Genomic DNA, 20,900 nt, shown 5'->3' on the forward strand with positions numbered 1-20,900 from the left:
ATACGCTCGCGGTCCATGAGCGCATCTGACCAGCACGAGTCCGTGGACACCCCCGCACCGGATCCGGAGTACGTGGGCCTGACGCCCCGTCAGGCGCGGCTCATCCGGATCGCGGTGGCGTCCGCGCTGCTGGTGGGCCTGGCCGCGCTGCTGGTGATCCGGCTCGCGGAGCGCACCTCGGTGCTGGTGGTCGGGGTGTACGGGTTCGCGATGATCCTGTGCGGTGTGGTGATCGAACTCAGTCGGCACGGCCGCACCCGGCTGGGCAGCTGGCTGCTGGGGGCCTGCCTGGTGGCGGCGCTGGGCGCGGACTGGCTGCTGCTGCCGTAGCGCCCGTCCGGCGAGGCGCGGCGGGGCGGGGCCTAGCGCAGCGCGCCGACCTCCGTACCGTCCGACAGCCGCCCCGACAGCTCCGCGTGGGCGCCCCGCGAGGCCGGCAGGGCGAGCAGGTTGCCGCGCGCGGCGCCCGGCACGCCGCCGGTCGTCGCCAGGGACCTGAACTGCCCGCTGCCCGCCGCCAGTACGTACCACCGCCCGCCGCCCGACTGCCACACCACGCCCGCCAGCACCCGCGGATCGCGCGCCCCGCAGGCGGGCGAGTCCTCCGCCCTGGCCGCGACGGCGCCCGGCTCCCCGGCCGCCTTGGGGGACGGCGCCTGGAACTGCGCCAGTACCCTGCTGCCGGGGCCGCGCCAGGTCTCGGCCCTGGTGCACAGCCACCGGGCGGTGCCGCCCGACTCGGGCAGCGGCTGGCGGGCGAACTCCCAGGAGTTCACGGACCGTACGCCGTGCGAGCGCACCATGGGCAGCAGACAGGCCGTCCGCGCCCAGGCCGCGCGGTCGGCCGGGTCCCGCACGTCGTGCGGCGCCGCGGGCGGCCCGGAGGTCAGCCGCGCCGGGACCGGCTCGCCGAGGTCGGTGAGCAGCCGGTCCGCGCCGCCGCGGCCCCCGCCGGTGTCGTGCACCTCCAGCGTGTCCCAGGCCGCGCAGTCGCGGGCCGCCGCCGGGCTCGGCAGCGGATCCGTCACGCCGTCCGCGTCCCGGCGCAGCGGGCGCGCGGGCGCCCTGGGCGCCCGCAGGTCCCGTACGGAGGTACGGGTCACCCAGGGCGCCGTCAGATAGCGGACGTTGCCGTCCGGGCGGCCGACGGCCAGCGCGTTCGAGGCGGCGGCGTCGGCGCCGTCGGTCCGCGCGAAGTCGAGCGTGGCCGGGGCGGGGTGCCCGGCGGACCCGGCGGACCCGGCGGTCTCGGCGTACCGCACGATCCGCAGCCCGTCGTGGAAGACCACCACCCGCTCCCCGTCCAGCGGCCCCGCGTACAGCAGTTGGGGCGGACCCATCGGCGGCCCCGCAGGGGTGGCCGGGGTCGCGAAGACCTGTACGGAGCCGCCGGGCGCGCCCCAGACCGCCAGCGCGCGGCCCAGCAGGGCGTCGTCCCCGGCCAGCGGCCCGCGCGCGGGCCAGACGGAGAAGTCGGTACGGGCGGAGGTCCGCCAGGCGGCCGGCGCGACCCTCCGTACCAGCGCCGGATCGAGAGCCGCGCCATCGGCCGGGTGCTGGGCGTAGGCGGCCGCGCCGGTGCCGTCCGGGCCCCAGCCGCCGCCGGGCAGGGCGAGCAGCGCCCCGCAGAAGAGGACGGCGGCGGTGGCGGCGAGCGCGGCCCGGCCCCGCTGGCGCCTGCGCAGCAGATCGGTGGGCCTGGCCCGCAGCGAGCAGGCGTCGAAGCCGGGCGAGAGCAGCAGCGCGGCGATCCCGGTGGGGCCCGCGCTGGTGGGGCCGGCGTCGATGGTGTCCGCGCCGGTGGGGCCCGTGCTGACGGGGCCCGTGGGGTCCGGTGCGACGTCGGCCACCTCGGCGGCTTCGGCGAGCGCCGCGTCCGTGACCCCGTCCCCGGCCCCGGCCGCCGCGAGCGCGCGCCGCACCTCCGCGTCGGGCAGCCCTTCCAGCGCGCGCAGCACGAGCGCGGCACGGGCGGGCCCGGAGAGGGCGGACAGCCGCTGGTCCAGGGCGAGTTCGGCCGCGCCGCCGGAGCGCGGGGCCAGCCGCAGCCCCCGGACGTACGGCAGCGGCGGCGGCAGGACGGCCCGCGCGGCCCGCAGGACCCGCCCCGGCCACCGGCGCGGGCGCCCGGCGTCCAGCGCCGAGCGCAGCACCCGCTCGCGCAGATACGCGTAGCCGGGGTCCGTACGGCCGGGTGGCAGCGCGCGCTGGACGAGCCCGTGCGCGGCCAGGACGCGCCGGTCGCCGCCGGGGGAGGGCGGCAGCACGAGATAGGCGATCCGCACGAGGCGCGGATAGTGCTCGACCAGGGTGGCGGTGGGGACGGCGGTGGGGGCGGCGGCCGGTACGCGGGCCGCCGGGGGTGCAGAGACGTTTCTGTCGGGGGACACGTTCAGCAGAACGAGCCATAGATCCGATGGTCACTCCGGACGGGACGGTTCCGGTCCGGTCCCGCGGATCCCGCCGTTCGGGGGCGCGGAGGTGTGTTCACGGGAGACGATGACCGTATGCGTAAGGAACGATCCCTGGTGGTAATGGCAGCCCTGACCGCGGTTCTCGCGACGGGCTGCGGCGCGGACGACGAGAAGGCCCCCGAAGTGCCGAAGACGGCGACCGGGAGTCTGGAGGAGATTGCCGAGCAGGCGAAGTGCGAACCGCACATCAGTACTGACGCCACCGAGCTGCGGGTGGGCAACTGCGAGACGGACGACGGCAAGTGGGTGCTGGCCACCTTCGCCACCGACCGCGGCCAGCGCGAGTGGATCAACGAGGCCAAGGACTATGGCGGTTCGTATCTGCTCGGCAGGAAGTGGACCGCAGTGGGCGACGAGAAGATCATAGAAGCGCTGCGCGGCCGGCTCGGCGGGACCGTGGAGAGCGGCTCGTCGCACCACTCCGGGGGCAGTGGTGACAGTGGGGGGGACGAGGAGCATTCCGGTCACGACATGAACTGACCGCGCAGCGCGGGTGTGGGGGGAAGCGGGGGAGCGGGGGGAGAAGGGAAGAGAGCCGGGTCCTGACCGGTCGGTTTCGTCCGACAGGACCCGGCGCCTCCTCCCGCGCGAAGCCTCAGTGCTTCGAAGGCCGGTGGCCTGTCAGCACTTGCGGCCCTGGTTCACGCAGCCCACCAGATCGTTCATCACGTTCTCGTCGAAGACGTTGATGAAGTCACCGTGGTCCGTGATCGGCTTGTGCAGCTGCTCCGGGAAGGAGTCCACCGCGAAGCCCCCGCCCTGCGGCACGTCGTAGACGAGGCGCTGCACGAGCTGCGGGATGGCCTTGAAGCCGTTCTGGCAGCTGCCGTTGCCGCTGGCGAACGCGACGTGCGTACGGTGGTTGGCGCTGTCGATGTTCTGACCGTCCCAGCAGCTCTGGAACTTGAAGGTACGGACGACCTGGCTGCCCTCGGGGCAGAGCGGGTACTTGTCCTTCAGCTGGCGGTCCTCGAACCCGGTGCAGCTCCACGAGGCGTTGGCGTTGGCGTCGCCGTTGACGAACGCCTTGGCGTCACCGGTGATGATGCGCAGCAGCCGCGGCATGGCGGTGACCTTCGACTTCGGGTTGCCGACGAAGGTGTTGGTCACCTCGCTCGCGGTGAGGATCTTGCCGACGTTGCCCTCGATGCCACCGCCGTCGTTGTTGGCGTCGAATTCCTGCTCGCCGTTCTGGAGGCGCAGCACGGGCCAGAAGTAGGACGACTTGTCGCCCTGGTTCTCGCAGGTGGTGCTGGATCCGGCGAGGTCGTCGTCCGTCGCGAACGCGTTGTTGGACTGGTTGCCGATGTAGTCGTGCAGGTGGTGCGCGCCGTTGCTCACACCCGGGGCGACAATGACGTTGTCGGTGTTGTAAAGCTTGTTCGCGTTGACGCCGCAGGAGGAGCTGAACGTGCCCTTCGAGCCGCCGCGGCCGGTGCGGACCTTCTTGACGTTGGGCTGGACGGTCGTGATGTCGACGAAGTCGGAGGCTTCGGGGCCGTTACCGCCCTGGCCGCCATCCTGACCGCCATCCTGGCCGCCGTCCTGACCCTGGTCCTGACCGTCACCCTGACCGCCGTTCTGGCCCTGGTCGCCGCCGTCCTGGCCGCCGTCCTGGCCCTGGTTCTGCCCGTCGCCCTGGCCGCCGTTCTGGCCGCCGTTCTGACCGTTGTCGCCGCCGTTGTTGTTGCCGCCGTTGCCCTCCTTCGGGCTGTCGTCGGCCTGGAGGGCGCAGCCCGCGAACGTTTCCAGTCCCTCGGGCTTCTGCCCGAAGCGGCCGATCGAGATGGCGATCCGGTCGAGGGTGGCGACCCGCTTGTCCTTCAGCGGGCCCAGGATGGCGTTGTTGGCGTAGCCGGGATCGCCTGCGATCGCGGACTTGGAGTCGGCGAACCGCTTGTACGCCTCGGTGATCTGTTCGTCCAGCAGTGCCAACTCGCGGGCGACCTCGGGGCGCGCCGGCTCGGGGACGTCCGCCAACTGCTTCTGGTTGGCCACGTCCGGGCATTTGATGGTCGACCACGACTGCGCGGTGTTCTGGCTCCGCGGGGAGGACTTGCCCTCGCCGGCAGACGCGTAGACATTGACCGCTACCAGCCCGCCCCCGCCAAGGAGCAAGGCAGCCCCGGCGGCGATCGCCCGGTTTGCCGTTGTGGAGCGTTTTCTCGATGTGCGTGCCATGGAACTAACTCCTCAAGCTTCGTTGCCGGTTACAGGAAAATCGCGGCAGGGGGAGAAGCGAAGCGCTCCGTTCCATACGGACATCATTCACAGGGTGTTCAGAGGTCCCGGGAATTCATAGAAATCTCCATCGACAAACCGGGCGTATGCCCGTCAAGCGTTCACGCCGGACGCGTCACCGGCCGTGCTCCAGATAGGCGAGCACCGCCAGCACCCGCCGGTTGTCGTCGTCCGACACCGGAAGACCGAGCTTCCCGAAGATGTTCGAGGTGTGCTTCGCCACCGCCCGTTCGGTGACGACGAGTTGGGCCGCGATCGCCGCGTTGGAGCGGCCCTGTGCCACCAGCTCCATCACCTCGCGCTCGCGCGGGGTCAGCCCGCCGATCGGCTTGTCCTGGGCGCGCCGGGAGAGCAGCCGCGAGATCACCTGCGGGTCCATCGCCGTACCGCCCGCCGCGACCCTGCGCACCGCGTCGATGAACTGCTCGGCGTCGAAGACCCGGTCCTTCAGCAGATAGCCGACGCCACCGTTGCCGTCCGCCAGCAGCTCGCGCGCGTACAACTGCTCGACGTGCTGGGAGAGGACGAGGACGGGCAGCCCCGGACGGGCCCGGCGCGCCGCCAGCGCGCACTGGAGCCCCTCGTCCGTGTGCGACGGTGGCAGCCGGACGTCGACCACGGCGACATCCGGCTCCAACTCGGCCAGGGCCCGGGCCAGTTCGGGCCCGCTCTCCACCGCGGCGAGGATCTCGAAGTCATGGGCCTCCAGCATCCGGACCAGACCGTCGCGCAGCAGGAAGAGATCTTCGGCTAGGACAACTCGCAAGGAATCTCCATGGTGACCATGGTGGGACCGCCCGCGGGGCTGCTGACGGCCAGGACACCGTCGAATGTACCGAGCCTGCGCTCCACTCCCGACAACCCCGAGCCACCCCCGAGCACCGCGCCGCCCGTGCCGTTGTCGGTGACCGAGATCCGCAGCATCCCCCCGGAGTGCGAGAGATCGATCCAGATCCGGTCGGCGCCCGCGTGCTTGACCGTGTTGGTCAGCGTCTCGCTCACCGCGAAGTACGCGGCGGACTCCACCGGCGGCTCGGCACGCCCCGGCAGCTCCGCGCTCACCTCGGCCTCCAGCGGCAGCGGCAGCCGCAGCGCCAGCTCCCGTACCGCGTCCCCGAGCCCCCGCTCGGCGAGTACGGGCGGATGGATGCCCCGCACCAGATCGCGCAGCTCCGTCAGCGCCTCGGCGGAGGACTGCCGGGCCTTGCCGATCAGTTCCTTCGCCTTGGCCGGGTTCTTCTCGATCAGCGACTCGATGGTCCCCAGATCCATCCCCATCGCCACGATCCGGGCCTGCGCCCCGTCGTGCAGATCCCGTTCGATGCGGCGCAGTTCGGCGGCCGAGTTGTCCACGGCGTCGTGCCGCGACTCGGTGAGCCGCTCGATCCGCAGCGCCATCTCCCGGTCGCTCGTGGGCGCCAGTACCGCCTTCGTCAGCAGGAAGTGCAGCCGCAGGACGTCGGGGCAGTAGCGCAGAGCGCCCGTGAGCAGCACCAGCCCGAGAGCCCCGGCGGCGAGGCCGGTCCCCGGGCCGCTGACGGGCACGAAGGCGTACCAGTAGGTGCCGTCCGCGAAGGGGCGCCAGAGCCCGGCGGCCAGCGCGACCCCCTCCACGGGGTAGAGGATCAGCACGGCGGTCAGCAGCGCGAGGAAGAACCCCGCCGTCATGTCCGCCACCAGCCAGAGCAGATCACGCCAGGTCGCCGGGTCCCGCAGCATCAGGAAGCACCGCCGCACCGGGCCGGGGCCGCGGCCGTCCGCGTCCTGGGGAAAGGGCCGGTACGGCACGGGGACGCGGACGTCGGACCAGGTGGCGGCGAGCAGCCGGCGCAGGTTCGCGTACCTCCGGAGCGCCGTCAGGACCAGGGGGGTGGCGAACAGCCCGATCCCCAGCACGATGAAGGCGATCGAGAGCACCGAGGTGACCAGGAACACGATCCCCCCGACGAGCGCGACGGGGGCCAGGACCAGCCCCCGCGCGCCCGCCAGCAGCGCCGCGCGGATCCGCTCGCCGCTGAGGAACCCGTTCCCGAACCCGTTTCCGCGCCCGAACCCGTTTCCGTCCCCGCCCCCGTTGCCGTTGCCTCTGCCGTTCCTGATGGTGGCGTTCCCACTCATGCCGGTCTCTGCTTCCCCTCACGGCCGGACGGCCCCGCGGGCTCCGACAGCCCGACCTCCGGGCACCTGTTCAGTCTGACGCGAAACCACCCCTGGACGGGAGCGTGCTCTCCCCCCGGCCCGGGGTGCACCCAGCACCACCGCGCGGCCGCCTCAGCCGCCGAGCAGCCGCGCCTCCACCTCGGGGGACAGCCCCACCCGGGGCCGGTCCGGCCGCAGCGGCGCCGGGCCGCCGAGCGAGCCGAGCCAGGCCCAGGTGTCGGCCACGGTCTCCGTCACGGGGCGGCAGCGCAGCCCCGTCGCCAGGGCCTTGGAGACATCGGTGCGGTGCACGGCGTCGTGGGATTCCCCCGGCGGCAGCCAGACCGGCAGCTCGATCCAGGGCTCGACGCCCGCCTCGATGATCGTCTCCGGATCCGTCCAGCGCAGCTCGGCGTCCGAACCGGTGACCCGCACACAGGTGTCCAGCAACTCGCCCATGGTGGTGTGCCCCGGCGGGCTCACCAGGTTGTACGGGCCGCCGAGCCCCTGCCGTACCGCGTCCAGCGTCCACGTGGCCAGGTCGCGCGCGTCGACGTACTGCAACGGGTTGTCGCGGGGGCCGGGCGCGAGCACCGGGCCGCCCCGGGCGATCCGGCCCAGCCACCAGGGGAGCCGGCCGACGTTCTCACCGGGGCCGAGGATCAGACCGGCGCGCACCGACAGCGCCCGGTCGCCGAAGACGGACTCGGCCGCCAGCTCGCCGCCCCGCTTGTCCCGCGGGTAGGAGGTCGCTCCTGCCGCCGCCGAAGCGCCCTCCACCGGCGCGCTGCCCTCCGCGCACCCGGCCGGTGCGGTCTCCGCGTACACGGAGCGGCTGGAGACGTACGCGTACCGCCCGGCGCGGTCCGCCAGCAGCCGGGCCGTCGCGAGCACGGCGGACGGTGCCGCCGACCAGGTGTCGACGACCGCGTCCCACTCGCCGGGGCCGCTCGTGCCGTTCCTTCCGCTTGTGCCGAGCGCCGCGAGCCCGCCGGGGGCGGTGCGGTCGCCGAGCAGGGAGACCGCGCCGGGCGGTGCCGGGTGACGGCCACGGTGGAAGACCGTCACCTCCCAGCCGCGCGCGAGCGCCGCTTCGGTGAGCGCGCGGCCGACGAATTCCGTACCACCGAGAAGGAGGAGCCTCATGAGATCCCAACCTGCCACGCGCGGACGCCCGTGGCCCGCGGATTCGCCGACGGTGGAATCGCGGGCCGTGGGTCTGCCGCGCGCGGCGACGGGATGGCAACATGTGCGGACCATGACAGACGCCCGGTCACCGCTCCGCGCCCTGCGCGCCGCCGCCTTCGCGGCGGTCTGCGTGACCCTCGCGGCGGTCGGCCACGCACTCGCCTCGGAGGCGGGCGGCGGCCCCGCGCACGAGATCCGGCCCGGAGCGCTGTGGACGGCGTTCGCGGTGACCGGCGCGGTGGCGTGGCTCGCGGGGCGACGGCGCCGGGGCGTCGCCTCGATCGGCGCCGGGCTGCTCACCGTCCAGGGGCTGCTGCACCTGATCCTCTCCGGGGCGCTGCCCTACGGCCTGTCCGGGCCGCCGGCCGCCCACAGCGGCATGGAGATGGCGGACGCCGGTACGGCCGCCGCACCGGCGTCCCGTGCGGGATCCGGTACGGGACCCGGCATGGACGCCGTGCTCGACGGCTCCGCCGGCATGCTCCTCGCGCACCTGCTCGCCGCCGCCGTCTGCGCCGTCTGGCTGGCCAGGGGCGAGGCGGCGCTCTTCCGGCTCGCGCACGCCGTCGGCGCGCTGGCCTTCGCTCCGCTGCGGCTGCTGCTCACCGCGAGCGCGCTGCCCGCCGCGCCCGCGCCGCTGCGGCCCGCTCCCGGCGCTCCGGCGGCCCACCGCTTCCGCGGAATCGTCCTCGCGCACACCCTGTCGCGGCGCGGCCCGCCCGGCCGGCGCATCCCCCGCGTCACAGCCCCTGGAGCCGTCGCCGTCGTCACCGTCTGAGGACCGGCGGGCGGCCGGGGCCATTTTCCCCATGCCGCATGCCAACACCTAGGACAGTCATGGCCATTGACGACCCCGTACAGGGGCCCCGTACGGACGAGGGAACGGGAGACGGAAGATCCCCCGCACCGGAAGCAGCGTCCAAGGCCGCGCCGGAGACCGCACCCGGGGCCGCGCCCGCAGAAGCACCCGGTGCCGCATCCGCAGACGCGGCAGGCAGCACCGCCGGTACTCCCGCTCCCTCCGGCTGGAGTTCCCTGCGCCCCCTCGTCCTGCGGCTGCACTTCTACGCGGGCCTGCTGATAGCCCCGCTGATGCTCGTCGCCGCCGTCAGCGGACTCCTCTACTCCCTCTCCTACCAGGCGGAGAAGGTCCTCTACCGCCACGAGATGTGGGCCCCGGTCGGCGACCGCACCCAGCCCCTCGCCGACCAGCTCGCCGCCGCCCGCGCCGCGCACCCGGAGGGCACCGTCACCTCCGTACGCCTGCCGGAGGAGGAGGGCGCGACGACGCAGGTCCTGATGGCCACCCCCGACGCCAAGGAGTCCCACTCCCTCGCCGTCTTCGTCGACCCGTACACCGCGGAGGTACGGGGCGCGCTGGACAGCTACGGCAGTTCGGGCGCCCTTCCGGTGCGGGCCTGGCTCTCCGAGTTCCACCGCCATCTCCAGCTGGGGGAGCCCGGCCTCTACTACAGCGAACTCGCCGCCAGCTGGCTCTGGGTGGTGGCCCTCGGCGGGCTGCTGCTCTGGGTCGGCCGCAAGCGCGCCTCGAAGCGGGCGCTGCTCGTTCCCGAGCGCGGCACCACCGGACGGCGCCGAACGCTCTCCCTGCACGGCTCGCTCGGACTGTGGGCCGTGACCGGACTGGTCCTGCTCTCCGCCACCGGGCTGACCTGGTCGAAGTACGCGGGCGGGAACATCACCGAGATCAAGGACCAGCTCGGCAGCGCGACCCCGTCCGTCTCGGCGGCCCTCGACGGCGGCACGGCCGGCGCGGGCGGCGGCGGCCACGAGGGGCACGAGGGCATGGAGGACATGCCCGGGATGGAGGGCATGGAGGGAACGGACGTCGGTGTCGACCTCGCCGTGGTCGCCGCCCGGCAGGCCGGACTCGACGGGCCGGTCCAGGTGACCCTGCCGACCGAGGGGAGCGGCTATGTCATCGCGCAGACGGACAAACAGTTCCCCGTCCGCCTCGACTCCGTCGCCGTCGACCCGGCCAACGGCACGATCATCGACGAACTGCGCTTCGCCGACTACCCCTTGCTGGCCAAGCTGACCCGCTTCGGCATCGACGCCCACATGGGGCTGTTCCTCGGCCTCGCCAACCAGCTCGCGCTCGCCGCGCTGGCCCTCGCGCTGATCCTGCTCATCGTCTGGGGCTACCGGATGTGGTGGCTGCGCCGTCCCACCAAGGAGCGCGCGCTCGGCGTGGGCCGGCCGATACCGCGCGGCACCTGGCGCAAGGTGCCGCTGACCTGGCTGCTGCCGCTCGCGGCGGTGACGGCGGTGGTCGGATGGTTCCTGCCGCTGCTCGGGATCAGCCTGCTGGTGTTCCTCGCCCTGGACGCGGCGCTCGGCCTGTGGGCGCGCGCGAGGCGCGCGGCGGCGGCACGCGGATAGGCACGACGGAGGGAGTCCTGCCCGGTGATCAGAGCCGGGCAGGACTCCCTTTCGCGTAGTCGCGCGCTTCCGTACCGGAACAACTCACCGGTCAGGGGGTGTACTTGTACCCGACCCGCCGTACGGTCTGGATCGCGCGGCGGTGCTCGGCACCCAGCTTGCGGCGCAGCCGCGCCACATGGACATCGACGGTGCGCCCGTCGCCCACGTGCCCGTAGCCCCAGACCGTGGTCACCAGCTGGTCGCGGGTGTGCACGCGGTTCGGATGCGCCACCAGATGGGCGAGCAGCTCGAATTCGAGATACGTGAGGTCCAGCTGCTGCCCGTCCACGACGGCGATCCGCTGGACGCTGTCGATCAGGACGGGACCGGTGCCCCCCGTCGCGGTCCGGGGCGCCGACGCCGCGAGCGCCGCCGCGTGCCGTTCGGCCGGTACGAGCACGAGGTAGCCGACCATCGGCGGCTGTCCCGGCAGTGACGGCAGGGTGTGCTGGGGTGCGGGCAGCCAGGTCGCGTCGGGCGGCAGGAAGTCCACGATCCGGCCGGGGGCGAAGCCGGCGGACACGGCGGCGACCGGCGCCGGGGCGGTCTCGTCACGGTCTACGGACCGGAGCCGGTGCCGGCCCGGGGACGTCGCGGAACCGGCGGTCGCGGCCGCGGTGGCGGAGGAGATCGAGGACAGAACGGAGTTCGCCATGAGGGGTCAGCTCTTTCGCGCGGAGGAGTCGTCGAAACGACAGGACGAACGGCACAAGGGAGGTACGTACGTCTGCGCGCGCGGCCGAAGGCCCGGAAGAAGGGGCTTTAGAGGGCCGGCGCGTTCCTCACGCGGCGACACACCCGGTCGAAGTCGTGGTGCTGCCGGGACGGCCAGAACGGCTCCAGATCGGTGCGACCTGTCACGGGGTACTGGAAGCTGGCCATGACTCCATTGAAGCAGACATTGCCGTCACGCCGCACGCTCCTTTCATCTGTCGATACGGAGGCCCCGCGACCTGCTCGAACCAAGGCGGCCACGGCAGGCGGGGGCGACCGCCGCCGTGGCGATCGCCCCCGCCTGCCGTGGCCGGTGGTGCGTGGTGCGCGTGATGGAGCCCAGGGATGCGCGGTGGCGCGCGGTGCGCGGCGGCGCCGCGGGTCAGACCTGTCCGGCCTTCTCCAGCGCCGTGCAGCACGTGTCCACGATCAGCCGCGTCACGAGGTACGGGTCGACGTTGGCGTTCGGGCGGCGGTCCTCGATGTACCCCTTGCCGTCCTGCTCGACCTGCCACGGGATACGCACCGAAGCGCCGCGGTTCGAGACGCCGTAGCTGTACTCGTTCCACGGGGCCGTCTCGTGCAGCCCGGTCAGCCGGTCGTCGATGCCCGCGCCGTAGTGCTTGACGTGGTCGAGCGGCTTCGAGCCCTCGCCCAGCGACTCGCAGGCGGTGATGATCGCCTCGTACCCCTCGCGCATCGCCTTCGTGGAGAAGTTGGTGTGCGCGCCCGCGCCGTTCCAGTCGCCCTTCACCGGCTTCGGGTCGAGCGTCGCGGAGACCCCGAAGTCCTCGGCGGTGCGGTAGAGCAGCCAGCGCGCGATCCACAGCTGGTCCGCCACCACCAGCGGCGCCAGCGGGCCGACCTGGAACTCCCACTGGCCCGGCATGACCTCGGCGTTGATGCCGGAGATGCCCAGTCCCGCCTTCAGACAGTTGTCGAGGTGCGCCTCGACCACGTCACGGCCGAAGATCTCGTCCGCGCCGACGCCGCAGTAGTAGCCGCCCTGCGCGGCCGGGAAGCCGCCCTCGGGGAAGCCCAGCGGGCGCGAACCCTTGAAGAACGTGTACTCCTGCTCGATCCCGAAGATCGGCTCCTGGCCCGCGAACTTCTCCGCGACCTCGGTCAGCGCGGCACGGGTGTTGGACTCGTGCGGCGTCATGTCGATGTTCAGGACTTCGCACATGACGAGGACGTCGTCGCCGCCGCGGATCGGGTCGGGGCAGGAGAAGACCGGCTTCAGCACCCGGTCGGAGGCGTGACCCTCGGCCTGGTTGGTGCTCGACCCGTCGAAGCCCCAGATGGGAAGCTCCGCACCGTCGGTGAGGATCTTCGTCTTCGAGCGCAGCTTCGCGGTCGGCTCGGTGCCGTCGATCCAGATGTACTCAGCCTTGAACGTCACGGGGCCTCATCCTTTGCGGGTGCAGCAGGTTTGACCCGCAGCTTCGCAATACAGGATTTCCCGGTGATTGCCCCACCGTGAACCAGGTGTTACCCGGTTTTATTTTGTTTCATATGTTTTATCCCTGACGGGACCGCCGGGCGACCTCGTGGGTGTTCAGCAGCGACCCGAACCCGCCGCGTGGATCCGGCGTATCAACTCGTCGTAACCGGTCCCCAGCGCCTCCGCCGTACGACACGCGCTGCCCGCCGTCGTCCGACCAGTCGGCGACGAAACCGTGCGGGATGTACGAGACGTACCGCGTCCCGGGGCCACCCGGACCTCGCCGTACGCGTCGTAGATCTCGCGGTGCAGCCGCAGCCCGCGCACCGGCTCGTCGCGGACCAGCGGTACGAGCCGCAGCCCGCCCCGGACCTGGGCGGGGCGGGCGGTCAGCCGGTGAGATCGAGCCTGGTCACCGTCCCTCTCCTTCCTGCGTGAAGAGCCGCACCCGGCGGTCCGGATACGCGTCCCGGATCCCGGCCGTCGGCACGCTCGGCGCCAGCCGGCGCACCTCGAAAACCTCCGCGTCGTATACGGGGTTGAGATGGACGACGGCGGTCCGCCGCTCCCGGTCGATACGGGTGCGCCACACCCGCAGCACCTCGCCCGCCAGGCCCGGCGGGGCGTTGTCCCAGCCGTCCGAGACGATGACGAGCCGGTCGGGGGAGTGCTCCAGGGCGTCGATGATCCGGGTCGGTCCTGGCCGCCAGCCAGTCACGCACGATCGCCCGGGTGCGCCGGTTGCTCACCCCGGCCGCGGCGAGCCGTCCGAACAGCCGGTAGACACGCTGCGGCGGCAGCCGGGCCAGCCGGGCGGCGATGAGACGGCCCTCCGCCCGCTTCTGCTCCCGGCTCGCGTCGCCGTGCGTCCGCAGCAGCCCCTCGATGATCAGCGCGGCCTTGCGGTCGTTGATGTCGAGGGCGAGCGCGGCGGCGTAGACGGGCCGGTAGTTGACGCGTACGTACTCGTGCAGAGAGCCGAGCGACAGGCTCTGCTCGTACGCCCCGGAGCGGAACTCCCGCTGTCCGGTGGCCGTGACGGCCGCGTTGACGAACAGCAGCACGTCCTCGGCCGCGACAAGATCGGAGAAGGTCTCCGGCATGGTGTTCCCCCTGGTGAGCGCCGGCCGGGGCATGGGGGCGCGATCAGCGAAATCACTGCTGTACAGGCAAGTCCCGGAAGTCGCACCGGAGGCCGGCGGCCGGCCCCGGCAACGTAACACCCGGTACGGGACGCCCGGCACAGGTTTTTCCCGCCCGCGTACGCCCGTACCTCCCCACCCGGCACGGGGACGGGCCACACTGACCCGTATGGACAAGCCCCGTATCGGACTTCTCGGCACCGGCCCCTGGGCCGAGCGCACGCACGCGCCCGCCCTCGCCGCCCACTCCGGCATCGAATTCAGCGGCGTCTGGGGACGGCGGCCCGAGGCCGCCGCCGCGCTCGCCGCCGCGCACGACACCGCCGCCCACTCCGGCGAGGCCGGGCTCGATGTGCTCTTCGCCGAGAGCGACGCCATCGCGTTCGCGCTGCCGCCCGACATCCAGGCGCCGCTGGCGGCCCGCGCCGCCGCCGCCGGATGCCACCTGATCATGGACAAGCCGGTCGCGACGACCGTGGCCGGCGCCCGCGCCGTGGCGGACGCGGCGGCGGAGGCCGGGGTGGCGTCCGTGGTGTTCTGCACCCTTCGGTTCGCCCCCGACACCGCGCGGTGGGTGGCGCGGCAGGCCGCCACGGGCGGCTGGTTCACGGCCCACGCCTACTGGCTCGGCGGCCTCTTCACGCCGGGCAGCGACAGCGCGTTCGCCGATTCGCCCTGGCGCCGCGAGAAGGGCGGCCTGTGGGACGTGGGACCGCACGCGCTGTCCGCGCTGATCCCGCTGCTCGGCGACGTCACGGATGTGCTGGCCGCACGCGCCGAGCCCGACCTCACCCACCTCGTGCTGCGGCATGTGTCGGGGGCGGCCAGCACGGTGGCGCTGAGCCTGAGCGCGCCGCACGCGAGCGCGGGTACGGGGCTCGAACTGCGCGGTGAGCACGGCACGGCCGAGCTGCCGCAGAACTGGGGCGATCCCGTCGACTCCTTCGCCGCCGCCGTGGACGCGCTGCTGGAGGCGGTGCGTACGGGCCAGCCGCACGCGTGCGACGTGCGCTTCGGGCTGCGGCTGACGGAGATCCTGGCGGCGGCGGAGGCGCAGGTGGCGGCCGGATAGCCGACGGGCTCCCCGGGGAGGCCGATTCCCCGGGGAGCCCGTCGGCTATCCGGTCAGCCGACGCTCTCGATCTGCTCCTGCGGCGTCGACCGGACGCTCTGGATCTGCTCGATCCGGGCGTTGCGGATCAGGAACTTGCCCTCCTCGCGGACCAGTTCGAACGCCGCGTCGTTGAGCAGGGCGCAGCTGCCGGAGGCCGACGTGACCCGCACCGTCGTCGACTTGTCGTTGTCGAGGTTGGTCACCCGAAGGGTGGTGCCGACCGGGAACTGGTTGCTGGACGCGGCCGGGGGACCCGCCTCGCCGGAGAGCGTGACGGTCGAACCGGCGCAGACGACTTCCCCGGTCGCGTCGGTCGCGTCGGCCGCGCCTTCCGCGTTGTCGTCGCCGGTGCCGGTGTCCGTGCCCGTGCCCGGGGAACCACCCGTTTCGGCCTGTCCGTTCCCGGCGGCAGCGTCGCCGCTCCCGCTCCCGCTCCCGGCCGTGCCAGCGCCCGCCTCTCCGCCCGCGCTCCCGGGCTCGCAGCCGGACGCCACCTGCTTGCGCCGGATCTCCTCGATGACCGCCACCCTGTTGGCGATCCGTGCCTCGGACTGCGCGTCAGGCGCGGCGCGCTGATCCGCGATGAAGCTCTCGTTGTTGGTCACGGCGGTGGCCAGTCCGTCGCACACCACCGACGCCTGGCTGGTGCCGGTCATGATCACCGCCGTACCGCCCGCGAGCGCCGCCGCGCCGACGAGCAGGGCGATCTTCTTCCGGCCGCTGAGGGTCTTCTTACGGGACACGTGACGGGCTCCTGTTCCCGGCCGCGTACGGGTGGGGCCGGTGGGGGGATCGGTGCGCCGTTACATACGCGCGGGCCGCCCAGTCCGCTCAACGGCCTTGGCTCCGAGGTCGTCAAATGGCCTCTGGCCAGGGGCGATTGTCAGTGGGAGGCGGTAAAATAGAGGTAGTTCGTGAGGGTCCAACCACCGTGCCGGGAGGTCGCCGATGGCTGCTGCCACCATCACCACGAAATCCGTCAGGACACCGTCCAGGACGTCGCCCAAGACGTCGTCCAGGACACCGCTCAAGACATCCCGCAGGACATCACCGGCGCTGAAGCGCAAGCCACTGCCCGCGGGCCGGCCCCGCGAGTGGTACGAGACGCACAACCGGCGCCTGAAGGCGATGCGCCTCGCCATCGCCCTGCTGGACTCGGGCGTGTACGCGCCGGAGAAGGCGAGCAACCGGAGGATACGGAGCACGGCGGCCCGCATCGGAATCCACCCGCCGTCCAACACCACCTGCCGCATGGTGCGCACCTTGATCGGCTGACCGGCTGACCGGCTGACCGGCTGGTCGGCCGGGCGAGTCTGCCGACGCCGTTCCCCCGGCCCCGATCCGGGCCGGGGGAACGGTGGTTGACGGCCCCCGCTCGCCGAGTTCCCCGCGAGGCTCCGTGCGGCCCGGCTCAGGACACGACGCGCCGCCGCCAGCGCACTTCGCCGTTCTGCCACTGATCGGTGGGCGTGAGCCCGACCGACGCGGCGACGGCGACCGAGGCCAGGTGGTCCGGATGGATATGAGCGATCAGAGTTCCCACGCCGCGCTCCTCCAGCCACCGCACCAGCCCCCGCGCGGCCTCCTTCGCGATGCCGCGTCCCTGCCACGCGCCGCCCACCACCCAGGCGATCTCCGCGACGAGACCGGCACCGTCACGGCTCGGGGTCACGGTCGCCTGGACGTACCCGGCCAGACACCGGCCCCGTCCCGCCTCCTCTTCGACGCTGATCACCCAGTTGCACCAGGAGATGACCGGCAGGGGCGAGCCCGCGACCATCCGGGCGTACCGCTTGCGCAGCTCCTGCGCCGTCGCGGGCGCCCCGCCGATGTAGCGGTGCAGCGCCGGATCGCCCAGCACGGCGGCCATCTCCTCCGCGTGCTCGACCCGCAGGGGCAGCAGCGTCAGCCGCTCGGTATCGATGGCCGCTGTCAGGATCGCCGTCACGACGCGCCGCCCGGAGCCCGCTGCCCGTCGCCCCGGCCCCGCCGCGTCACGACGGCGTGCGGTCGGCCCCGAGCGGCCCCGGCGGCACGCCCCACGACTCGATCCCGCGGCCGCGCACGGTGAACCCGTATACGCGGAACGGCGGGGGAGTCCGTCCGGTCGGCGCGCCACCGATCGGGGAACGGACGCCAGTTGCAGGTCTTCATGCGGTCATGGTGCCAGCGACCACTGACAATCGACGCGCCGCGGTTCGCGGCGGTCCGGGCCACGGGGCTAACCTGGTCCCACGGCGGCCTTCACGGGCAGCCGTGCGGCGGTGGGGCCCGCCGTACCCGAACCGCGGCGTCACGCCGCCAACGGTCCCTACTTGCGAGGAAGCGTGCCCGGATCCCCGGCGCACCTGCGAGTAGGAGAGACGTATGCCCATGGGACGCTCCCGGCCAGTAGGACGCTCCCGATCCGTGGGACGCCCGCGACCGGCACACCCCCGACACCGGCCGCTGCGCGAACGGGTGCGTGAGCAGTGGCGTCCGGTCGCCGTCGTGGCGCTGGGCGGCGCGATCGGCGCCTCGGCGCGCTACGGCTCGTCCCTCATATGGCCCACCGCCCCGGGCGCCTTTCCCTGGACGACGCTGATCGTCAACGCGGTCGGCTGCGCGGTGATCGGCGTGTTCATGGTGGTGATCACCGACCTGTGGCGGGCGCACCCGCTGGTACGGCCGTTCTTCGGCACCGGCGTCCTGGGCGGGTTCACCACTTTCTCCACCTACGCCGTGGACATCCAGCGGCTGGTGGCCGACGGCCGGGCGCGCACCGGGCCGGCCTATCTGGGACTGACCCTGATCGCGGCGTTCGGCGCGGTGTGGAGTGCGGTGTGGCTGACACGCCGCGTACTGACGTGGAGGCAGACATGACCAGGCTGACAGGTACCGCGCTGCGCGTGACGATCTTCGTCGGGGAGGCCGATCTGTGGCATCACCGGCCCCTCTACACCGAGATCGTGCACCGCGCGCACGGGGCGGGCCTCGCGGGCGCCAGTGTGTTCCAGGGGATCGAGGGGTTCGGGGCGTCCTCGCTGATCCACACCCAGCGACTGCTGTCGCTGAGCGAGGACCTGCCGGTGGCGGTGGTGATCGTGGACACCGAGGAGAAGGTACGGGCGTTCCTGCCGCAACTGGACGAGCTGGTCACCGAGGGGCTGGTGATCCTGGACGACTGCGAGGTCATCCGCTACGCGGGTCGGGGGGAGGCCGGATGAACTGGCTCCTGGTGATCATCGGCGCGACGGTCGGCGCCCCGCTGCGCTACCTCACCGACCGGTCCGTCCAGCGCAGACACGACTCGGTCTTCCCGTGGGGGACGCTCGTGGTCAATGTGGCGGGCTGTCTGGTCCTCGGCCTGGTCACCGGCGCGGTCACGGCGGGGGCCGCGTCGTCCCGTACGCAGTTGCTGCTCGGGGTGGGGCTCTGCGGGGCGCTGACGACGTACTCGACGTTCAGCTACGAGACGCTGCGGCTGGCCGAGGACGGCGCCGGGTTCTACGCCCTGGCCAATGTGGCGGCGAGCGTGGCGGCGGGTCTCGGCGCGGTGTACGCGGGGGTGGCGATGGCGGGGGCGGTGTGGCCGTAACCGGCGTAGGTACGCAGGTACGTAGGCACGTAGGTACGGACGTACGGAGGCACCGGCAGCCCCGCACCCCCGCACCCCCGCACCCCGCACCTCCGTGACCGGGCCCGGCCAGGCCGATCGGCCCCGGCCCGGCCACGGTTCAGCGGCCCGGGGCCTCGTCGGCGGGCGCGGTGAGGCCGAAGGGCAGATCGGGCCGGGCGTCGGCGATCTCCAGCAGCCGGTTGTACTTGGCGACGCGCTCCCCGCGCGCCGGGGCGCCCGACTTGAGCTGTCCGCAGCCCGCGCCGACGGCCAGGTCGGCGATGAAGCTGTCCGTGGTCTCGCCGGAGCGGTGGGAGACCATCTGCGTGTAACCGGCCCCCCGGCAGACCCCGATGGCGGCCATGGTCTCCGTGACGGTGCCGATCTGGTTGACCTTGATCAGCGCGGAGTTCCCGACGTTCCGGCCGATCGCCTCGGCGATGACCGCCGGATGGGTGACGAACAGGTCGTCACCCATCAGCTGCACCCGGTCGCCCAGCCGCGCGGTCAGCCGTTCCCAGCCGTCCCAGTCGTCCTCGCCGAGACCGTCCTCGATGGACCAGACGGGAAAACGGTCGACGATCTCCTCGTACCGGTCGATGAGCTGGTCGGAGGTCAGCTCCTCGCCCGCGACGCGGTAACGGCCGTCCTCCGTACGCAGTTCACTCGCCGCCGGGTCCAGCGCGATGGCCACGCCGTCGCGGCCGGGGGTGTATCCGGCGTCCGCGATGGCGGCGACCAGCTCCCGCAGCACATCCTCCGGCCGGTCGAGCGCGGGCGCGAAACCGCCCTCGTCGCCCAGCCCGACGGTGTACCCCCCGGCGGCGAGCCGGGCCTTCAGCCGGGCGTAGATCTCGGCCCCGGCGCGCACGGCGTCCGGGAGACCGGCGGCGCCGAGCGGAGCGATCATGAACTCCTGGAAGTCCAGGTTGTTGGAGGCGTGCACACCGCCGTTGACGACGTTGAAGTGCGGCACCGGCAGCAGCGGCGGCGCGCCCGCGAGGGCGGCGATGTGCTGCCACAGCTCGCGGTCGTACTGCGCCGCTTCCGTACGGGCCGCGGCGAGCGAGACACCGATGATCGCGTTCGCGCCCAGCCGGGACTTGTCCGGGGTGCCGTCGAGGTCGATCAGCGTGGCGTCCACCTCTTCGAGCGAGGCGAAGCGCTGCCCGGTCAGTGCCTGCGCGATCTCGCCGTTGACCCGGGCGACCGCCCGCCGTACGCCCTGACCGCCGTAGCGCTCCTCGTCCCCGTCGCGCAGTTCGACGGCCTCCCGGGAGCCGGTGGACGCCCCGGAGGGGACCCCGGCCCGTACGCGCAGTCCGCTGTCGGTCTCCAGGGTGACGGCGAGGGTGGGCCTGGCCCGGGAGTCGAGGATCTCGACGGCGTGGAGGCGCGCGATACGGAGCACGGGGCGTCAGCCGCCCGCGCCGGGGCGGACCGGCGTGCCGCTGGAGTACACCGCGCCGGGGTGCGCAACCGCCCCGGGGTGCGCTACGGCGCCGGGGTGCGCCACCGCGCGCGCCCGGGACGCCTCGATCTCCGCGTACGCCTGTTCGCGCCCCTCCCAGTGGGAGCCCTCGACCGATTTGCCGGGCTCCAGGTCCTTGTAGACCTGGAAGAAGTGGGTGATCTCCAGCAGATCGAAGTCGGAGACATCGGTGATCTCCTGGAGCATGGCGTGCCGGGGATCGTCGGACGGTACGCACAGGACCTTCTCGTCCGGCCCCTTCTCGTCGCGCATCATGAACATGCCGAGGGCCCGGCAGCGGATCACACAGCCGGGAAACGTCCGCTCGCCCACCAGCACCAGCGCGTCCAGCGGATCACCGTCCCGGCCCAGGGTGCCGTCGATGTAGCCGTAGTCGGCCGGATAACGGGTGGCGGTGAACAGGGTCCGGTCGAGCCGGATGCGCCCGGCGGCGTGATCCATCTCGTACTTGTTGCGCGACCCCTGCGGGATCTCCACGGTGACGTCGAACGCGGTCGGATCGGATGCCATGACAATCGCCTCCACACCAGGAATCCGACCACGCATCGCGGCGGCCCGCAGCTCACGGCGCATTCGGGCGCACCGGCACGGCGCCCCGCGCGCCCGCCGGCCGCGTTGACACGCGGTCCGAGGGGCGGCTGTAATGGTGCGCGTGTCGCGTGACACCGGCCAAAGAGCAGTGGGCCGGCCGGCGGTCGGGCGAGCACCTTCACCGAGGGACCACGCCATGAGTTCACACTCCGCGCCTCGCGACTGATCCGAGCCACCGGGCGCACCGCGCGCCTCAAGGGCCGCGCTCCGAGCGCCGTCCCGCAGGTCATCCCCGTCCTTGACGCACCGTGCCGCGCCTCGCCGTGCCGGGCCGCGCTTCGCCGTGCCGGGCCGCGCCAGGCAGTGTTCCGGCGCCGT

Annotated in this window: 20 protein-coding genes and 2 pseudogenes; 9 read left to right on the top strand and 13 right to left on the bottom strand. The window is 72.9% G+C overall.

The window, feature by feature from the left end:
* Positions 1–15: 15 nt before the first annotated feature.
* Positions 16–330 carry a hypothetical protein gene (locus OG627_RS25805; protein WP_329068952.1) on the top strand — a complete coding sequence of 105 codons (315 nt, stop codon included), beginning with the start codon at positions 16–18 and terminating at the stop codon, positions 328–330.
* 32 nt (positions 331–362) lie between these two features.
* On the opposite strand, the gene OG627_RS25810 is transcribed toward OG627_RS25805, so the two are convergent.
* Positions 363–2,399, bottom strand: coding sequence for a hypothetical protein (locus tag OG627_RS25810; protein WP_443073653.1), 2,037 nt, complete (start codon positions 2,397–2,399; stop codon positions 363–365).
* A 108-nt stretch (positions 2,400–2,507) separates the two neighbouring features.
* On the opposite strand from OG627_RS25810, the gene OG627_RS25815 reads away from it, so the two are divergent.
* A complete protein-coding gene (locus OG627_RS25815; RefSeq protein ID WP_329068954.1) occupies positions 2,508–2,954 on the top strand; it encodes a hypothetical protein in 447 nt (148 codons plus the stop codon).
* Between the two features lie 141 nt (positions 2,955–3,095).
* Here the strand turns inward: OG627_RS25815 and OG627_RS25820 are convergent, their stop codons facing one another.
* The 4 genes from OG627_RS25820 to OG627_RS25835 form a co-directional block, all read right to left on the bottom strand.
* A complete protein-coding gene (locus tag OG627_RS25820) occupies positions 3,096–4,655 on the bottom strand; it encodes a DUF1996 domain-containing protein (RefSeq protein ID WP_329068956.1) in 1,560 nt (519 codons plus the stop codon).
* Between the two features lie 175 nt (positions 4,656–4,830).
* Positions 4,831–5,481 carry a response regulator transcription factor gene (locus tag OG627_RS25825; RefSeq protein ID WP_329068958.1) on the bottom strand — a complete coding sequence of 217 codons (651 nt, stop codon included), beginning with the start codon at positions 5,479–5,481 and terminating at the stop codon, positions 4,831–4,833.
* Positions 5,466–6,833 carry a sensor histidine kinase gene (locus OG627_RS25830; protein ID WP_329068959.1) on the bottom strand — a complete coding sequence of 456 codons (1,368 nt, stop codon included), beginning with the start codon at positions 6,831–6,833 and terminating at the stop codon, positions 5,466–5,468. The genes OG627_RS25825 and OG627_RS25830 overlap by 16 nt, the downstream gene beginning before the upstream one ends.
* A 153-nt stretch (positions 6,834–6,986) precedes the next feature.
* A complete protein-coding gene (locus OG627_RS25835) occupies positions 6,987–8,000 on the bottom strand; it encodes an NAD-dependent epimerase/dehydratase family protein (protein ID WP_329068961.1) in 1,014 nt (337 codons plus the stop codon).
* 112 nt (positions 8,001–8,112) lie between these two features.
* On the opposite strand from OG627_RS25835, the gene OG627_RS25840 reads away from it, so the two are divergent.
* Together OG627_RS25840 and OG627_RS25845 are read left to right on the top strand one after the other, a co-directional pair.
* Complete coding sequence (locus tag OG627_RS25840; RefSeq protein WP_329068963.1) at positions 8,113–8,820, top strand: hypothetical protein; 708 nt, start codon at positions 8,113–8,115, stop codon at positions 8,818–8,820.
* Positions 8,821–8,879: 59 nt separating this feature from the next.
* Entirely contained in the window at positions 8,880–10,445 is a 1,566-nt protein-coding gene (locus OG627_RS25845; RefSeq protein ID WP_329068965.1) for a PepSY-associated TM helix domain-containing protein, read from the top strand.
* 91 nt (positions 10,446–10,536) lie between these two features.
* Here the strand turns inward: OG627_RS25845 and OG627_RS25850 are convergent, their stop codons facing one another.
* The 4 genes and pseudogenes from OG627_RS25850 to OG627_RS25865 all read right to left on the bottom strand — a co-directional run.
* Positions 10,537–11,142 (bottom strand): winged helix-turn-helix domain-containing protein, encoded by a 606-nt coding sequence (locus tag OG627_RS25850; RefSeq protein ID WP_329068967.1) that lies wholly within the window; start codon positions 11,140–11,142, stop codon positions 10,537–10,539.
* 441 nt (positions 11,143–11,583) lie between these two features.
* On the bottom strand, positions 11,584–12,603 hold the full coding sequence (gene glnII / locus OG627_RS25855; protein ID WP_329068969.1) for a glutamine synthetase: 1,020 nt from the start codon (positions 12,601–12,603) through the stop codon (positions 11,584–11,586).
* 187 nt (positions 12,604–12,790) lie between these two features.
* A pseudogene (locus OG627_RS25860) lies at positions 12,791–13,061 on the bottom strand (ARPP-2 domain-containing protein); the annotation flags it as partial.
* Positions 13,062–13,108: 47 nt separating this feature from the next.
* A pseudogene (locus OG627_RS25865) lies at positions 13,109–13,748 on the bottom strand (hypothetical protein); the annotation flags it as partial.
* A 208-nt stretch (positions 13,749–13,956) separates the two neighbouring features.
* Here OG627_RS25865 and OG627_RS25870 point away from each other — a divergent pair.
* The gene (locus tag OG627_RS25870; RefSeq protein WP_329068971.1) at positions 13,957–14,859 is read left to right on the top strand and encodes a Gfo/Idh/MocA family protein; all 903 of its coding nucleotides are present in this window, start codon (positions 13,957–13,959) and stop codon (positions 14,857–14,859) included.
* Positions 14,860–14,912: 53 nt separating this feature from the next.
* Here OG627_RS25870 and OG627_RS25875 read toward each other — a convergent pair whose 3' ends face one another.
* On the bottom strand, positions 14,913–15,644 hold the full coding sequence (locus tag OG627_RS25875; protein WP_329068974.1) for a hypothetical protein: 732 nt from the start codon (positions 15,642–15,644) through the stop codon (positions 14,913–14,915).
* Positions 15,645–15,849: 205 nt separating this feature from the next.
* On the opposite strand from OG627_RS25875, the gene OG627_RS25880 reads away from it, so the two are divergent.
* Entirely contained in the window at positions 15,850–16,176 is a 327-nt protein-coding gene (locus tag OG627_RS25880; RefSeq protein ID WP_329068976.1) for a hypothetical protein, read from the top strand.
* A gap of 136 nt (positions 16,177–16,312) precedes the next feature.
* Here the strand turns inward: OG627_RS25880 and OG627_RS25885 are convergent, their stop codons facing one another.
* Positions 16,313–16,849, bottom strand: a complete 537-nt coding sequence (locus OG627_RS25885) for a GNAT family N-acetyltransferase (protein WP_329068978.1) — start codon at positions 16,847–16,849, stop codon at positions 16,313–16,315.
* A 425-nt stretch (positions 16,850–17,274) separates the two neighbouring features.
* Between OG627_RS25885 and OG627_RS25890 the strand changes: the two genes are divergently transcribed.
* The 3 genes from OG627_RS25890 to crcB are packed head-to-tail and all read left to right on the top strand — an operon-like array spanning position 17,275 to position 18,478.
* Positions 17,275–17,763: a fluoride efflux transporter FluC gene (locus OG627_RS25890; protein WP_329072985.1), complete on the top strand. Its 489-nt coding sequence runs from the start codon at positions 17,275–17,277 to the stop codon at positions 17,761–17,763.
* The gene (locus OG627_RS25895) at positions 17,760–18,107 is read left to right on the top strand and encodes a DUF190 domain-containing protein (protein ID WP_329068980.1); all 348 of its coding nucleotides are present in this window, start codon (positions 17,760–17,762) and stop codon (positions 18,105–18,107) included. The genes OG627_RS25890 and OG627_RS25895 overlap by 4 nt, the downstream gene beginning before the upstream one ends.
* Positions 18,104–18,478 (top strand): fluoride efflux transporter CrcB, encoded by a 375-nt coding sequence (crcB, locus tag OG627_RS25900; RefSeq protein ID WP_329068982.1) that lies wholly within the window; start codon positions 18,104–18,106, stop codon positions 18,476–18,478. Before OG627_RS25895 ends, crcB begins: the two co-directional genes overlap by 4 nt.
* A gap of 139 nt (positions 18,479–18,617) precedes the next feature.
* On the opposite strand, the gene eno is transcribed toward crcB, so the two are convergent.
* Together eno and OG627_RS25910 are read right to left on the bottom strand one after the other, a co-directional pair.
* Positions 18,618–19,910, bottom strand: a complete 1,293-nt coding sequence (gene eno / locus OG627_RS25905; protein ID WP_329068984.1) for a phosphopyruvate hydratase — start codon at positions 19,908–19,910, stop codon at positions 18,618–18,620.
* Positions 19,911–19,916: 6 nt separating this feature from the next.
* Positions 19,917–20,501 (bottom strand): inorganic diphosphatase, encoded by a 585-nt coding sequence (locus OG627_RS25910; RefSeq protein ID WP_329068986.1) that lies wholly within the window; start codon positions 20,499–20,501, stop codon positions 19,917–19,919.
* Between the last annotated feature and the right edge of the window lie 399 nt (positions 20,502–20,900).

The organism is Streptomyces sp. NBC_01429, from assembly GCF_036231945.1.
In the GTDB taxonomy this organism is placed as follows: domain Bacteria; phylum Actinomycetota; class Actinomycetes; order Streptomycetales; family Streptomycetaceae; genus Streptomyces.